At 56.3% G+C, this 14,391-nt stretch carries 14 protein-coding genes; 12 read left to right on the top strand and 2 right to left on the bottom strand.

Translation table 11 applies throughout. The features are described 5' to 3' along the window. Nucleotides 1-91 precede the first annotated feature (91 nt). From prmB to ACLHV9_RS16660, 6 genes are read left to right on the top strand one after another with little or no spacing between them, the layout of a single operon-like run. A complete protein-coding gene (gene prmB / locus ACLHV9_RS16685) occupies nucleotides 92-1,024 on the top strand; it encodes a 50S ribosomal protein L3 N(5)-glutamine methyltransferase (RefSeq protein ID WP_008502612.1) in 933 nt (310 codons plus the stop codon). Between the two features lie 60 nt (nucleotides 1,025-1,084). After that, on the top strand, nucleotides 1,085-2,170 hold the full coding sequence (gene aroC, locus ACLHV9_RS16680) for a chorismate synthase (RefSeq protein ID WP_407220859.1): 1,086 nt from the start codon (nucleotides 1,085-1,087) through the stop codon (nucleotides 2,168-2,170). A 2-nt stretch (nucleotides 2,171-2,172) separates the two neighbouring features. Next, nucleotides 2,173-2,997 (top strand): penicillin-insensitive murein endopeptidase, encoded by an 825-nt coding sequence (mepA, locus tag ACLHV9_RS16675; protein ID WP_407220858.1) that lies wholly within the window; start codon nucleotides 2,173-2,175, stop codon nucleotides 2,995-2,997. Further along, nucleotides 2,997-3,809, top strand: a complete 813-nt coding sequence (locus ACLHV9_RS16670) for a sulfite exporter TauE/SafE family protein (RefSeq protein WP_028016203.1) — start codon at nucleotides 2,997-2,999, stop codon at nucleotides 3,807-3,809. The genes mepA and ACLHV9_RS16670 overlap by 1 nt, the downstream gene beginning before the upstream one ends. Then, nucleotides 3,806-4,351 carry an elongation factor P hydroxylase gene (locus ACLHV9_RS16665; RefSeq protein WP_108090844.1) on the top strand — a complete coding sequence of 182 codons (546 nt, stop codon included), beginning with the start codon at nucleotides 3,806-3,808 and terminating at the stop codon, nucleotides 4,349-4,351. Before ACLHV9_RS16670 ends, ACLHV9_RS16665 begins: the two co-directional genes overlap by 4 nt. 13 nt (nucleotides 4,352-4,364) lie before the next feature. Beyond that, entirely contained in the window at nucleotides 4,365-4,643 is a 279-nt protein-coding gene (locus ACLHV9_RS16660) for a YfcL family protein (protein ID WP_028016205.1), read from the top strand. A gap of 45 nt (nucleotides 4,644-4,688) precedes the next feature. On the opposite strand, the gene mnmC is transcribed toward ACLHV9_RS16660, so the two are convergent. After that, on the bottom strand, nucleotides 4,689-6,686 hold the full coding sequence (mnmC, locus tag ACLHV9_RS16655; protein WP_407220857.1) for a bifunctional tRNA (5-methylaminomethyl-2-thiouridine)(34)-methyltransferase MnmD/FAD-dependent 5-carboxymethylaminomethyl-2-thiouridine(34) oxidoreductase MnmC: 1,998 nt from the start codon (nucleotides 6,684-6,686) through the stop codon (nucleotides 4,689-4,691). Between the two features lie 158 nt (nucleotides 6,687-6,844). Here mnmC and fabB point away from each other — a divergent pair, with 158 nt between their 5' ends. Further along, on the top strand, nucleotides 6,845-8,062 hold the full coding sequence (gene fabB / locus ACLHV9_RS16650; protein ID WP_028016207.1) for a beta-ketoacyl-ACP synthase I: 1,218 nt from the start codon (nucleotides 6,845-6,847) through the stop codon (nucleotides 8,060-8,062). Nucleotides 8,063-8,270: 208 nt separating this feature from the next. Next, nucleotides 8,271-9,449 carry an MFS transporter gene (locus tag ACLHV9_RS16645; protein ID WP_410376042.1) on the top strand — a complete coding sequence of 393 codons (1,179 nt, stop codon included), beginning with the start codon at nucleotides 8,271-8,273 and terminating at the stop codon, nucleotides 9,447-9,449. A 42-nt stretch (nucleotides 9,450-9,491) separates the two neighbouring features. On the opposite strand, the gene flk is transcribed toward ACLHV9_RS16645, so the two are convergent. Beyond that, a complete protein-coding gene (gene flk / locus ACLHV9_RS16640; protein WP_407220855.1) occupies nucleotides 9,492-10,496 on the bottom strand; it encodes a flagella biosynthesis regulator Flk in 1,005 nt (334 codons plus the stop codon). A 113-nt stretch (nucleotides 10,497-10,609) separates the two neighbouring features. On the opposite strand from flk, the gene pdxB reads away from it, so the two are divergent. The 4 genes from pdxB (at nucleotide 10,610) to ACLHV9_RS16620 (ending at nucleotide 14,327) form a co-directional block, all read left to right on the top strand. Continuing rightward, a complete protein-coding gene (gene pdxB / locus ACLHV9_RS16635; protein WP_407220854.1) occupies nucleotides 10,610-11,746 on the top strand; it encodes a 4-phosphoerythronate dehydrogenase PdxB in 1,137 nt (378 codons plus the stop codon). A 67-nt stretch (nucleotides 11,747-11,813) separates the two neighbouring features. Beyond that, nucleotides 11,814-12,827: an aspartate-semialdehyde dehydrogenase gene (locus ACLHV9_RS16630; protein ID WP_049005881.1), complete on the top strand. Its 1,014-nt coding sequence runs from the start codon at nucleotides 11,814-11,816 to the stop codon at nucleotides 12,825-12,827. Then, complete coding sequence (gene truA / locus ACLHV9_RS16625; RefSeq protein WP_028016212.1) at nucleotides 12,827-13,639, top strand: tRNA pseudouridine(38-40) synthase TruA; 813 nt, start codon at nucleotides 12,827-12,829, stop codon at nucleotides 13,637-13,639. The genes ACLHV9_RS16630 and truA overlap by 1 nt, the downstream gene beginning before the upstream one ends. Before the next feature lie 28 nt (nucleotides 13,640-13,667). After that, nucleotides 13,668-14,327 (top strand): DedA family protein, encoded by a 660-nt coding sequence (locus ACLHV9_RS16620; RefSeq protein WP_028016213.1) that lies wholly within the window; start codon nucleotides 13,668-13,670, stop codon nucleotides 14,325-14,327. The last annotated feature ends 64 nt before the right edge of the window (nucleotides 14,328-14,391 follow it).

Here is a 14,391-nt window from a genome sequence, read left to right as displayed (position 1 = left end):
ACCTCAAGCGGCACGCGTCATTGCTGATTTATCGCCGTCTTCATGGCAAACTAGCCGCCGAAAATTATGCGAGCATGCCCTGGAGGAAAGAGTGGATAAAATTTTTGTCGATGAAGCAGTAAACGAGCTGCATACCATACAGGACATGTTGCGCTGGTCGGTTAGCCGCTTCAGCGCCGCCAATATCTGGTACGGTCACGGTACCGATAACCCGTGGGATGAGGCTGTTCAGCTGGTGCTGCCGTCTCTCTATCTGCCATTGGATATTCCTGAAGACATGCGCACCGCGCGCCTGACCTCAAGCGAAAAACACCGCATTGTTGAACGTGTGATCCGCCGCGTGAACGAGCGTATTCCGGTCGCCTACCTGACTAACAAAGCCTGGTTCTGCGGCCACGAGTTCTATGTCGATGAGCGCGTGCTGGTGCCGCGCTCGCCAATTGGTGAGCTGATTAATAACCACTTTGAAGGTCTGATCGGCCATCAGCCGCAACACATTCTGGATATGTGTACCGGCAGTGGCTGCATCGCCATCGCCTGCGCGTATGCTTTCCCGGAAGCGGAAGTGGACGCAGTGGATATCTCCACCGACGCGCTGGCTGTTACCGAGCACAACATTGAAGAACATGGTTTGATTCACCACGTTACGCCAATTCGCTCCGATCTGTTCCGCGACCTGCCAACGTTGCAATACGATCTCATCGTCACTAACCCGCCGTACGTCGATGCGGAAGACATGTCCGATCTGCCGAACGAATACCGTCACGAGCCGGAGCTCGGTCTGGCGTCAGGCTCTGACGGCCTGAAGCTGACCCGCCGCATTCTGGCCTGCGCGCCGGATTACCTGACCGACGACGGCGTTCTGATTTGTGAAGTGGGCAACAGCATGGTACATCTGATAGAGCAGTACCCGGATGTGCCGTTCACCTGGCTTGAGTTCGACAACGGCGGTGACGGCGTCTTTATGCTGACCAAAGCGCAGCTGCTCGACGCGCGCGAACACTTCAGCATCTATAAAGATTAATCCAGCGGGCTTCGGCCCGTTTCACAACGCTCAAACACAAACAACAACATCGGAGCCGTGATGGCAGGAAACAGTATTGGACAGGTATTCCGCGTGACCACCTTTGGTGAATCGCACGGGCTGGCATTGGGTTGTATCGTTGACGGCGTACCGCCAGGCATCGAACTGACCGAAGCCGATTTACAGCACGACCTCGACCGTCGTCGCCCGGGCACCTCTCGCTACACCACGCAGCGTCGCGAGCCGGACCAGGTCAAAATTCTCTCCGGCGTCTTTGAAGGCCGTACCACCGGGACCAGCATTGGTCTGCTGATCGAAAACACCGATCAGCGTTCTCAGGACTACGGTGCTATCAAGGACGTGTTCCGCCCAGGCCATGCCGACTACACCTACGAGCAAAAATACGGCTTCCGTGACTATCGCGGCGGTGGACGTTCTTCCGCGCGTGAAACCGCGATGCGCGTGGCCGCAGGGGCAATTGCCAAGAAATATCTGCAGCAGAAATTTGGCATTGTGATCCGTGGCTGTCTGACCCAGATGGGCGACATTCCGCTGGCCATCAAGGACTGGGAGCAGGTTGAACAGAACCCGTTCTTCTGTGCTGATGCCGACAAGCTGGAGGCGCTGGACGAACTGATGCGCGGCCTGAAAAAAGAGGGCGACTCCATTGGTGCGAAAGTCACCGTGGTGGCGGACGGCGTCCCGGCTGGCTGGGGTGAGCCGGTATTTGACCGTCTCGACGCCGACATCGCCCACGCGCTGATGAGCATTAACGCGGTGAAGGGTGTAGAGATTGGCGACGGTTTTGACGTGGTTCAGCTTCGTGGCAGTCAGAACCGCGACGAAATCACGAAAGCCGGTTTCCAGAGCAACCATGCGGGTGGCATTCTCGGTGGGATCAGCAACGGGCAGCAGATTGTTGCCAACATCGCACTGAAGCCGACCTCCAGCATCACCGTGCCGGGCCATACGATTAACCGCGATGGCGAAGAAGTTGAGATGATCACCAAAGGACGTCACGATCCGTGCGTGGGGATCCGCGCGGTGCCGATCGCCGAGGCGATGCTGGCTATCGTGCTGATGGATCACTTCCTGCGCCAGCGCGCGCAGAATGCGGATGTGACGACCACCATTCCACGCTGGTAAACATGAAAAAGACCGCAATTGCTCTGTTGGCGCTGCTCGCCAGTGGAGCCAGTCTGGCCGCGACGCCATGGCAAAAAATCACCCACCCGGTGGCGGGGAGCGCGCAGTCCATTGGTGCCTTTTCGAACGGCTGTATCGTCGGTGCCCAGGAGCTTCCGCTGCAGTCCGATACCTACCAGGTGATGCGTACCGATCAGCGTCGTTATTTCGGTCACCCGGATCTGGTGTTGTTCATCCAGCGTCTGGGGAACCAGGTGCATAACCTGGGGTTGGGCACGATGCTGATTGGCGATATGGGGATGCCTGCCGGCGGTCGTTTTAACAGTGGGCACGCCAGTCACCAGACAGGGCTGGATGTCGATATCTTCCTGCAACTTCCGAAGACGCGCTGGAGTTCTGCCCAACTGCTAAAACCGCAGGCGCTGGATCTGGTGGCAAGCGACGGAAAAAACGTTGTGCCTTCGCTGTGGTCGCAGGATGTGTTCAGTTTGATCAAGCTGGCGGCAAAAGATAACGACGTCACGCGGATTTTCGTCAACCCGGCTATCAAACAGCAGCTCTGCCTGGATGCCGGAACCGATCGCGACTGGCTGCGCAAAGTCCGCCCGTGGTTCCAGCACCGTGCGCACATGCACGTGCGTCTGCGCTGCCCGGCGAACAGCCTGGAATGTGAAGATCAGCCGCTACCGCCGTCGGGCGATGGCTGCGGATATGAACTGCAAAGCTGGTTTGAGCCAGCCAAACCTGGAACCTCTAAGCCTGAGAAGAAGACACCGCCTCCGTTGCCGCCTTCCTGCCAGGCGCTACTGGATGAGCATGTACTTTAATGGATAATTTCGTCGATCTGTTTATGGTGTCGCCGCTGTTGCTGGTGGTGTTGTTCTTTGTGGCCATGCTGGCCGGTTTTATCGATGCTCTTGCGGGCGGCGGCGGGCTGTTAACCGTACCCGCGCTACTGGCGGCGGGCATGAGCCCGGCGCAGGCTCTGGCCACGAATAAGCTGCAGGCTTGCGGCGGTTCACTCTCGGCATCGCTCTATTTTATTCGCCGTAAGGTGGTGAGCCTTGCCGATCAGAAGCTCAATATCCTGATGACCTTTATCGGCTCGACGTCGGGCGCGCTGCTGGTCCAGCACGTGCAGTCCGATATTTTGCGCCAGATCCTGCCGATTCTGGTCATCTGCATCGGGCTTTACTTCTTGCTGATGCCAAAACTCGGTGAAGAAGATCGCCAGCGTCGTCTGCACGGTCTGCCATTTGCTCTGATTGCCGGTGGCTGTGTGGGTTTTTACGACGGTTTCTTCGGCCCGGGCGCCGGTTCATTTTATGCGCTGGCGTTCGTGACGCTAGCCGGGTTTAACCTTGCCAAATCCACTGCCCATGCCAAAGTGCTCAACGCGACCTCAAACCTTGGTGGCCTGTTGCTGTTTATCATCGGGGGCAAGGTTATCTGGGCAACCGGGTTTGTGATGATGGCGGGGCAGTTCCTGGGCGCGCGTGCAGGCTCGCGTCTGGTGTTAAGCAAAGGACAAAAACTTATCCGCCCAATGATTGTTATCGTCTCGGCGGTAATGAGCGCCAAACTTCTTTATGACAGCCATGGACAGGAGATCCTCACCTGGTTGGGGATGCACTCATGAACAGTACGCATAAATACGAACAGCTGATTGAGATTTTTGACGGCTGTTTTGCTGACGATTTTAATACCCGTCTGATTAAAGGCGACGACGAACCGATCTATCTTCCCGCTGATGCTGACGTGCCGTATAACCGCATCGTCTTTGCTCACGGTTTTTACGCCAGCGGGTTGCACGAGATTTCGCACTGGTGCATCGCCGGAAAAGCGCGTCGCGAGCTGGTGGACTTCGGCTACTGGTACTGCCCGGACGGACGTGACGCCGCAACGCAGGGGCAGTTTGAAGATGTTGAGGTTAAACCGCAGGCGCTGGAATGGTTATTCTGCGTCGCGGCGGGTTTCCCGTTCAACGTGAGCTGTGACAACCTCGAAGGCGACTTCGAGCCAGACCGTATCGTGTTCCAGCGCCGCGTTCATGCGCAGGTGATGGAATATCTTGAGAAAGGCATTCCGGAACGTCCGGCGCGTCTGATCGAGGCTTTACAGAATTATTACCACACGCCGGCGATCGCGGCGGAATGCTTCCCCTGGCCGGAAGATCTTTAACTGAGGAAAGAAGATGATCGCAGAATTTGAATCACGCATTCTGGCGTTAATTGATGACATGGTGGAACACGCCAGTGATGATGAGCTGTTCGCCAGCGGTTATCTGCGTGGTCACCTGACGTTAGCCGTTGCTGAGCTGGAGGCCGGGGACGATCACACTGCCGAGGCCGTTCATGATGAAGTGACCCGCAGCCTGGAGAAAGCTATTCAGGCAGGAGAACTCTCTCCTCGCGATCAGTCACTGGTGCTGGGTATGTGGGACAATTTGTTCCAGCAGGCGAAAGCGAAGTAATTGTTTTCAGCCCTCTCCCGCAGGGAGAGGGCTCCAGACCACAGCCTACTTAACCTTTTTCCCCTTCAGCAGTTTCCGCACCCACAGTCGGTTTGGATTAAGCCCTGCAAGCGTAACCCTGTCCAGCGGAATCGGCTCTTCGCTCATTTGTGCGGCCAGTACTTCAGCCAGCAATGGCGCTGAACATAATCCCCGCGAGCCTAGCCCACCCAGCATAAACAGGTCCGGATACACCGGTGCACTCACTGCAGTATCTTTGTTTTCCGCAAGATCCTGATAAGCCTCCAGTGTTGCTTCATAGTCCGGTACGTTACCCGCCATAGGCAGATGGTCGCGGGTGGCGCAGCGCACGCCGCAGCGCGCTTCCCCCTCGCTGATGTCAACCTCTTTCGCCCACGCAGCATCCGGGAAACAGTCAATCAGTCGCTGGCGGTTTTGCTGTTGGTCCGCATCGCTGTAGTGCATATCCGTTTCGCCACGATGGTAGCTGGCGCCGATGCAGTGATGGCCGTTAGACGGGTTTTGCGGCGTCAGATAGCCGTCATAGCACAGCACCTGACGCAGCTTGCTCAGTTCGGGCGCGGTCGGGATATGGCTCACCTGGCCGCCGACCGGATAAACCGGCAACGTCTCTGTCTGGATAAACTGACTGATGTGATGCCCGTTTGCCAGCACAACGCTGGCATGGCTTGCCTCTTTGCCATCGGCAAAACGGAGATTCCAGTGAGTTGTGCGGCTCAGCGATTCAACTTTGTGAGCATAATGTGCCGTCAGCCCGTGTGATTGTGCCAGAGCAATGACCGCCGCGGTCAGTTCCGCCGGGCACAGCCAGCCGCCGAGCGGATACTGAATGCCTCCACAGCCGGTGTCCACGCCAGCGGTGTCTGCCACCTCTTGCGTACTTACCGCGCGGGCAATTTCGTCAGGCAGACCCAGCGACAGCATCTGCGTGATTTTTTGCTGGCTCTTTTCATCCCAGCCGAGCTGCGTCACGCCGCACCAGTCATGGTCGAATGCCACTGGCAGGGTGTCATACAGATGACGAGCAAAGATAAAGGCTGCCGGGAAAAACTGACTCAGTGCGGGATCGTGAGCGCTTAAAAGGGGATAGAGCGCCCCCTGACGGTTGCCGGAAGCCCCCCTTGCTGGCGTCTCGTCAGCACAGTAGAGTGTCACCTGCCAGCCCCGGTGGAGAAGGGCGAGAGAAAGCAGGGCGCTGGCGATCCCACCGCCGACTATCGCCACTTCGCGCGATGCGCTGGCGCGGCGTGCAAACCAGGGCGCCTGAGCGGGAATGTCCAGCGTCTGATCCATCCTGCCGACCAGCATGTCGCGCTTGCGGCCAAAACCTTTGGTCTTCTGCATGGTGAAGCCCGCTTCCTGCAACCCCCGGCGGACAAATCCTGCCGAGGTAAAGGTGGCGAGCGTTGCGCCCGGGCGCGCCAGCCGCGCCATCGCGGTGAACAGATGCTGACTCCACATATCCGGGTTTTTGGCAGGCGCAAAGCCGTCCAGGAACCATGCATCTACCTTCTGATTCATCGAATCATCGAGCTTATCGGTCAGTTCATTGATGTCGCCAAGCCACAGATCCAGTGTGATGCGTCCGCCGTCCAGCAGTAAACGGTGACAACCCCCAATATGAGGCGGCCACTGCGCCTGAAGCTGCTCTGCCCACGGCGCAAGTTCCGGCCAGTGCTGATGGGCGAGCCGCAGATCGTGCGCCGTGAGCGGGAATTTTTCGAAACTGATGAAATGTAATCTTTGTAGCGTAGCCTCAGGGTGTGCAGCGTGAAACTGATCGAACGCCTGCCAGAGGGTCAGAAAATTCAGTCCGGTACCGAAGCCGCTCTCGGCGACCACGAACAGATTCCGCGGATGTACAGGGAAGCGAATGCTGAGCTGGTTTCCGTCGAGGAAAACATAGCGGGTTTCTTCCAGTCCGTTATCATTAGAAAAATAGACGTCATCAAAATCTCGGGAAACAGGTGTACCCTCAGCGTTGAATTCGAGGTTGGCGGGTTGTATAGCATTTTGTTTCACGTAAGTTACTCGTCTGACAGGCAGTGGCACGATCTTAACGATGTGAGCCCATCGGTGCAAATTTCCGCAGAAAATGGCTGATCGGACTTGTTCGGCGTACAAGTGTACGCTATTGTGCGACTCGAAACTTACTATAGTGCGACTTACAGAGGTATTGAATGAAACGTGCAGTGATTACTGGCCTGGGCATTGTCTCCAGCATCGGTAATAACCAGCAGGAAGTCCTGGCATCTCTGCGTGAAGGACGCTCCGGGATCACTTTCTCTGAAGAGTTTAAAGATTCAGGTATGCGCAGCCACGTATGGGGTAACGTCAAACTGGACACCACCGGTTTGATTGACCGCAAAGTGGTTCGTTTCATGAACGATGCCTCTATTTATGCTTATCTCTCCATGCAGGAAGCGATCAAAGATTCCGGCCTGAGTGAAGAGGTTTATCAGAACAACCCGCGCGTGGGTCTGATCGCCGGTTCCGGCGGCTCATCAAAAGCGCAGGTATTCGGTGCTGACGCAATGCGTAGCCCGCGTGGTCTGAAAGCGGTAGGTCCGTACGTGGTAACCAAAGCCATGGGTTCTGCGGTTTCCGCGTGCCTGGCGACTCCATTCAAAATTCACGGTGTGAACTACTCCATCAGCTCCGCGTGTGCGACGTCTGCACACTGCATCGGTAATGCTGTTGAGCAGATCCAACTGGGTAAACAGGACATCGTATTTGCTGGCGGCGGCGAAGAGCTTGGCTGGGAAATGGCCTGTGAATTCGACGCGATGGGCGCACTGTCCACCAAGTACAATGAAACCCCGGATAAAGCATCTCGTACCTATGATGCGCACCGTGACGGATTCGTTATCGCTGGCGGCGGCGGTATGGTTGTGGTTGAAGAGCTGGAACATGCGCTGGCACGTGGCGCGCACATCTATGCTGAGATCGTGGGCTACGGTGCAACGTCTGATGGCGCTGACATGGTTGCGCCATCTGGAGAAGGTGCGGTGCGCTGCATGAAGATGGCGATGCACGGTGTTGATACCCCAATCGACTACCTGAACTCCCACGGTACCTCTACTCCGGTAGGCGACGTGAAAGAGCTGGGTGCAATCCGTGAAGTCTTCGGCGACAACAGCCCGGCAATCTCCGCGACCAAAGCGATGACCGGACACTCTCTGGGTGCGGCTGGCGTGCAGGAAGCGATCTACTCTCTGCTGATGCTGGAAAACGGCTTTATCGCCCCAAGCATCAACATCGAAGAGATGGACGAGCAGGCTGCTGGCCTGAACATCGTGACCAAACCAATGGACGCGACGCTCACCACCGTCATGTCCAACAGCTTCGGTTTCGGCGGCACCAACGCCACGCTGGTGATGCGCAAGCTGAAAGCATAAGTTTTATGTTTGATTCAGAAAGGGTGCCATAAGGCTCCCTTTTTTTATGCATTGACAACTGGCTGATCTGACAGGCAAACTTCACACCTCAACATTATCCTCACGATAATGCGTAAGCGTTTAACGTCAACCAACGCACCTTAATCCTGGTAAACAGGTAGAGGGGGCGTGGCATTTCCCCGCCTTACTCTTCATTTCGGAGTAAAGCATGACTGCAATAACTCAAACAGAAACAACCCCTTCAGCGAACGTCTCGCTGTTCCGCATCGCCTTTGCCGTATTTCTGACCTATATGACCGTTGGCCTGCCGTTGCCGGTGATCCCGCTGTTCGTTCATCAGGAACTGGGCTATGGCAACACCATGGTCGGCATTGCCGTGGGCATTCAGTTTTTAGCCACGGTATTAACGCGTGGATACGCCGGCCGTCTGGCGGATCAGCACGGTGCTAAACGTTCCGCACTGCAGGGGATTTTTGCCTGCGGGCTGGCAGGTGGTGCGTGGCTGCTGGCTGCTCTCCTGCCGGTCGACGCCGCGTATAAATTTGCGCTGCTGGTGCTGGGCCGCTTAATCCTCGGCTTTGGTGAAAGCCAGCTGCTGACCGGTACCCTGACCTGGGGTATGGGTCTTGTGGGGCCTGCGCGTTCCGGAAAAGTGATGTCCTGGAACGGTATGGCCATCTATGGCGCGCTGGCCGCGGGCGCACCGCTTGGACTGCTGATCAATAGCCAGTTTGGATTTGCGGCGCTGGCTGCCACCACCATGCTGTTACCGCTGCTGGCGTGGGCGTTTAACGGTTCGGTCCGTAAAGTACCTGCCCATAAAGGGGAGCGTTCTTCCCTGTGGAGCGTGGTTGGTCAAATATGGCAGCCGGGTCTTGGCCTGGCACTGCAGGGCGTGGGATTTGCGGTGATTGGTACGTTCGTCTCGCTTTATTTCATGAGCCGTGGCTGGGCGATGGCGGGCTTTACCCTCACTGCCTTTGGCGGCGCATTTGTGCTGATGCGAGTGCTGTTCGGCTGGATGCCGGATCGTTTTGGCGGTGTGAAAGTGGCGGTAGCGTCGCTGATGATAGAAACCGTTGGCTTGTTGCTACTGTGGAACGCACCGGTCGCTTCTGTTGCACTGATCGGCGCAGCACTCACCGGTTGCGGTTGTTCACTGATCTTCCCGGCGCTCGGCGTTGAAGTCGTGAAGCGTGTTGCCCCGCAGGTGCGTGGTACAGCATTGGGCGGCTATGCGGCGTTTCAGGATATCTCATACGGTGTCACCGGGCCGCTGGCGGGGCTGTTAGCCACTTCGTTTGGCTATCCGTCAGTGTTCCTGGCCGGAGCGGTTTCTGCGGTGGTTGGGATTATTGTGACGCTGGTGGCGTTTCGCAGGACTTGAGCCGTTGTAGGCCCGGTAAGCGCAGCGCCACCGGGAAAAACCTCAGGCAACCAGCCAGAAAATCGCCAGCGCAATCATCAGCGCAATAAACAACAGCCCCGGACGGGCAGACAGCGTTCTGAAGGTCTCCACGACCGGTGCAAACAGCGGGTTGTAGATCGGCTGAATATCCCTGACTTCCGGCACGCCGCCTTCACGCTCGGCGCGGCGGATAAAGATTTGATTCAGCAAATCCTGCACCTGCGCGGTGGTCAGTACCGTTTGCGGCGTGGCCTGCCAGGTCTGCTGGGCGTAATCCCGAATCACCTCAAATTCATGCGGCTCAAGCGGCTGTTTCAGTGCCGCCTGGAGCGTATGCAGGGTAGGGGTATTCTGGGCACTCAGCGTCTGACGGGCCTGTAGCCAGGTCACCAGATGGGTAAACTGTTTCGCCGGGATCAGCTCGCCCGCTTTCACGCCGGAAAGCTCCAGCATCGACTGCCAGATAAGCTTCGTTGACTCGCCGGTGGCGGCGGCCAGTTTGGTCACCATCTGGTTCAGTGTATTGTGTTCAGCAGGCAGCAGCGGACGCTCGGTTGACGGACGCTGTTGCGGTTGCGGGATGGTCAGCTGATTGGTTTGCAGCAGCGTCAGCACGGTTTTCAACTGCTCTGGCGTCAGCTGACTCAGGGCGGTCTGGCCAAACTGCTGGCGAATGAAATCACTGACCGCCTGTCGGTTATTGCCCTGGCCTAACAGCTCGGTGAGCTGTGAGACAATCTGCCGGGTGGTGTGATTTTGCTGTGCGGCGGTAATACGCTGATTCAGATTTTGCTCGGCCGCAGGGAAATGGCGCGACTGCAGCGGTGCATCGTTCCGGACACCTAAATCATGCTTAACCCCGGCCCAGACTTCCGCGTTTTGCTGTGACGTCAGCGCAATCAGGCGCGTGATCAGTCGCTCCAGCACGGTGCGCTGTTGTGTGGATAGCGGTTGTTCACCGGCAACGTTCGGCGTGACAGGGCCTTCACCCGGAGGGCGTGGCGGCGTACCTGAAATGGGCTGCATCGTCAAAAATCCTTAAAGTCAAAACTCAGCGTAAACCTGGCATACGTATATGCCTGGCGGCCAGATTATGGCACACTTGGCAGGTTTTCTTCCTCTCAAACAGGTACTCAGACGTGAAAATCCTCGTTGATGAAAATATGCCTTATGCCCGTGAGCTGTTTAGCCGCCTGGGTAACGTTAAGGCTGTCCCTGGTCGTCCAATCCCGGTAAACGAACTGGATGATGCGGATGCGCTGATGGTGCGCTCGGTGACCAAAGTAAATGAGTCGTTGCTCGCCGGTAAAGCGATTAAGTTCGTCGGGACCGCAACGGCAGGGACCGATCATGTGGATGACAAATGGCTTAAGCAGGCGGGGATCGGTTTTTCCGCCGCGCCGGGCTGTAACGCCATTGCTGTAGTGGAATACGTTTTTTCCTCCCTTCTGATGCTTGCCGAGCGTGACGGTTTTGCGTTGCAGGATCGTACCGTAGGGATTGTCGGTGTGGGTAATGTGGGCGGACGCCTGCAAAAACGTCTGGAAGCGTTGGGTATTCGTACTCTGCTGTGCGACCCTCCGCGCAAAGACAACGGTGAGGAAGGGGATTTCCGCCCGCTGGATGAACTGATTGAACAGTGCGATGTGATCACTTTCCACACGCCGTTGTTTAAAGAAGGGCCGTATAAGTCGCTGCATCTTGCCGACGAAGCCCTGATCCGTCGTCTGAAACCTGGCACTATTCTGATAAATGCCTGCCGCGGTCCGGTGGTGGATAATGCCGCGCTGCTGACATGTCTGAATGATGGGCAAGACCTCAGCGTGGTGCTGGACGTCTGGGAGCCAGAGCCGGATCTCAACGTTGAGCTGCTTAACAAGGTGGACGTGGGTACTGCGCATATCGCCGGTTACACCCTCGAGGGGAAAGCGCGCGGCACGACTCAGGTCTTCGAAGCCTACAGTGCCTTTATTGGGCATCCGCAGCAGGTCGCGCTGGATACCTTACTGCCTGCACCTGAATTTGGCCGCATTACTCTGCATGGTCCGCTCGATCAGGCGACGCTGAAAAGGTTGGTACATTTGGTGTATGATGTGCGCCGCGATGATGCGCTACTGCGTAAGGTGGCGGGGATCCCGGGTGAGTTTGACAAGCTGCGCAAAAACTATGTTGAGCGCCGTGAGTGGTCCTCTCTGTATGTGATTTGCGATGACGCAAAGGCTGCAACGCTACTGCATAAACTGGGTTTTAACGCCGTTCATCACCCGGCGCATTAATGTCTTCTTAATGCTCCCTGTCGGATACTCCAACAGGGACGCTTTTTTATTTCTGGAGTAAACCACCATGTCTGAAGGCTGGAACATTGCCATTTTAGGTGCCACGGGTGCCGTGGGCGAAGCCCTGCTCGAAACCCTTGCTGAGCGTCAGTTCCCGGTGGGCGATATCTATGCGCTGGCGCGTACCGATAGCGCGGGTGAGCATCTGCGTTTCAACAGTAAATCCGTGATGGTTCAGGATGCGGCAGCGTTCGACTGGACGCAGGCGCAGCTGGCATTTTTCGCCGCGGGCGTTGAAGCCACTGCTGCTTACATTGAAGAGGCGACTAACGCAGGCTGTCTGGTGATCGACCTGAGCGGTCTGTTCTCCATGGAACCGGATGTGCCGCTGGTGGTGCCGGACGTGAACCCGTTTGTGCTGGCTGATTACCGTAATCGCAATATCATCGCGGTACCAAACAGCCTGACCAGCCAGCTGCTGACCGCTCTGAAACCACTTATCGACGACGGCGGCCTGTCGCGTATTACTGTCACCAGTCTGCTGTCCGCCTCCGCAAATGGCAAAAAGGCCGTCGATGCGCTGGCCGGTCAGAGTGCGAAGTTGTTGAACGGTATCCCGATTGACGAAGACGATTTCTTTGGTCGTCAGCTGGCGTTCAACATGCTGCCATTGCTGCCCGATCGCGAGGGTTCCGTGCGCGAAGAGCGCCGGATCGTCGATGAAGTTCGTAAAATTCTGCAGGACGACGGCCTGATGATCTCCGCGAACGTCGTGCAGTCCCCGGTCTTCTACGGTCACGCGCAGATGGTAGGTTTTGAAGCGCTGCGTCCGCTGGCGGCAGAGGAAGCGCGCGATGCGTTTGGTCGTGGGGAAGACATTGTGCTTTCCGAAGAGAGCGAGTTCCCGACCCAGGTGGGCGATGCCACCGGTAGCGCGCATCTTTCCGTTGGCTGCGTGCGTAACGACTACGGTATGCCGGAGCAGGTCCAGTTCTGGTCCGTTGCTGACAACGTTCGTTTCGGCGGTGCGCTGATGGCGGTCAAAATCGCTGAAAAACTGGTACAGGAGTACCTGTACTGATGTCAGACGTGGATCAAAAGCCAGTTCATAAAATTGCCCTCGGTATTGAGTACGATGGCAGTAAATACTATGGCTGGCAGCGTCAGAATGAGGTGCGCAGCGTCCAGGAGAAGCTGGAGAAAGCGCTCTCTCAGGTGGCAAACGAGCCAATTAACGTCCTGTGCGCGGGCCGTACGGACGCGGGTGTTCATGGCACGGGGCAGGTGGTTCACTTTGAAACCACAGCCGTGCGTAAAGATGCTGCCTGGACGCTGGGTGTAAATGCGAATTTACCTGGTGACATTGCTGTTCGTTGGGTGAAAGCTGTGCCGGATGATTTTCACGCGCGCTTCAGCGCCACGGCGCGTCGCTACCGTTATGTCATCTACAATCAACGTCTTCGTCCAGCGGTGTTAAGCCAGGGTGTGACGCATTTTTATGAACCGCTTGATGCTGAACGTATGCATCGTGCGGCGCAATGTCTGATTGGTGAGAATGACTTTACGTCGTTTCGTGCGGTGCAGTGTCAGTCCCGCACGCCGTGGCGTAATGTCATGCACATAAACGTCAGCCGTTTTGGCGCTTATGTGGTGGTGGATATCAAAGCCAATGCCTTTGTACATCATATGGTACGGAATATTGTGGGCAGCCTGATGGAAGTGGGTGCCGGACACCAGCCGGAGAGCTGGATTGCTGAACTGCTGGCAGCGAAGGACAGAACGCTTGCGGCAGCCACGGCGAAAGCGGAGGGGTTGTATCTGGTCTCGGTAGACTATCCGGATCGGTTTGACCTGCCGAAACCGCCAATGGGCCCGCTATTTTTAGCGGACTAAACAAAGGTGCAATTAGGGCTTAAACAATATGGACGTAATTCGTTTTTTGATTGATTTCATCCTGCATATTGATGTTCACCTGGCAGAGCTTGTCGCGCAATATGGCGTCTGGGTTTACGCTATTCTGTTCCTCATTCTGTTCTGTGAAACAGGTCTGGTCGTCACCCCATTTTTACCCGGGGATTCGCTGCTGTTCGTCGCCGGGGCGTTATCAGCGTTACCGACCAATGATCTGAATGTACATCTGATGGTTGTGCTGATGGTGATTGCCGCCATTATTGGTGATGCGGTCAACTATACGATTGGGCGAGTATTTGGTGAGCGGCTTTTCAGTAATCCGGACTCGAAAATTTTCCGTCGTAGCTATTTAGACAAGACCCATGCGTTTTATGAACGCCATGGTGGTAAAACCATTATCCTTGCGCGTTTTGTGCCTATTGTGCGTACATTTGCACCGTTTGTGGCGGGAATGGGACATATGTCCTATCGTCACTTTGCAGCATACAACGTGGTTGGCGCGCTGCTGTGGGTTCTGCTCTTTACCTATGCAGGCTACCTGTTTGGCGATCTTCCGGTGGTTCAGGAAAACCTTAAGTTACTGATTGTAGCGATTATTGTGCTTTCTGTACTGCCGGGCGTGATTGAAATTATCCGTCACAAACGTGCGGCGGCGAAACAAACGAAGTAAATGCACACTGGCGGTTCGACCACTTTTTTATCCAAAGTTTCGGGCTGTTATGTTTTAATGTGCA

This window comes from Enterobacter sp. CPE_E890 (assembly GCF_046521475.1).
In the GTDB taxonomy this organism is placed as follows: Bacteria; Pseudomonadota; Gammaproteobacteria; order Enterobacterales; family Enterobacteriaceae; genus Enterobacter; species Enterobacter adelaidei.
This window is presented reverse-complemented; position numbering and strand designations above follow the sequence as displayed.

What these genes read in the sequence shown, in the direction of transcription:
- aroC (WP_407220859.1), top strand. Translation starts at nt 1,085, where the DNA reads ATGGCAGGAAACAGTATTGGACAGGTATTCCGCGTGACCACCTTTGGT.
- mepA (WP_407220858.1), top strand. Translation starts at nt 2,173, where the DNA reads ATGAAAAAGACCGCAATTGCTCTGTTGGCGCTGCTCGCCAGTGGAGCC.
- ACLHV9_RS16670 (WP_028016203.1), top strand. Translation starts at nt 2,997, where the DNA reads ATGGATAATTTCGTCGATCTGTTTATGGTGTCGCCGCTGTTGCTGGTG.
- ACLHV9_RS16665 (WP_108090844.1), top strand. Translation starts at nt 3,806, where the DNA reads ATGAACAGTACGCATAAATACGAACAGCTGATTGAGATTTTTGACGGC.
- ACLHV9_RS16660 (WP_028016205.1), top strand. Translation starts at nt 4,365, where the DNA reads ATGATCGCAGAATTTGAATCACGCATTCTGGCGTTAATTGATGACATG.
- fabB (WP_028016207.1), top strand. Translation starts at nt 6,845, where the DNA reads ATGAAACGTGCAGTGATTACTGGCCTGGGCATTGTCTCCAGCATCGGT.
- ACLHV9_RS16645 (WP_410376042.1), top strand. Translation starts at nt 8,271, where the DNA reads ATGACTGCAATAACTCAAACAGAAACAACCCCTTCAGCGAACGTCTCG.
- flk (WP_407220855.1), bottom strand. Translation starts at nt 10,496, where the DNA reads ATGCAGCCCATTTCAGGTACGCCGCCACGCCCTCCGGGTGAAGGCCCT.
- ACLHV9_RS16630 (WP_049005881.1), top strand. Translation starts at nt 11,814, where the DNA reads ATGTCTGAAGGCTGGAACATTGCCATTTTAGGTGCCACGGGTGCCGTG.
- truA (WP_028016212.1), top strand. Translation starts at nt 12,827, where the DNA reads ATGTCAGACGTGGATCAAAAGCCAGTTCATAAAATTGCCCTCGGTATT.
- ACLHV9_RS16620 (WP_028016213.1), top strand. Translation starts at nt 13,668, where the DNA reads ATGGACGTAATTCGTTTTTTGATTGATTTCATCCTGCATATTGATGTT.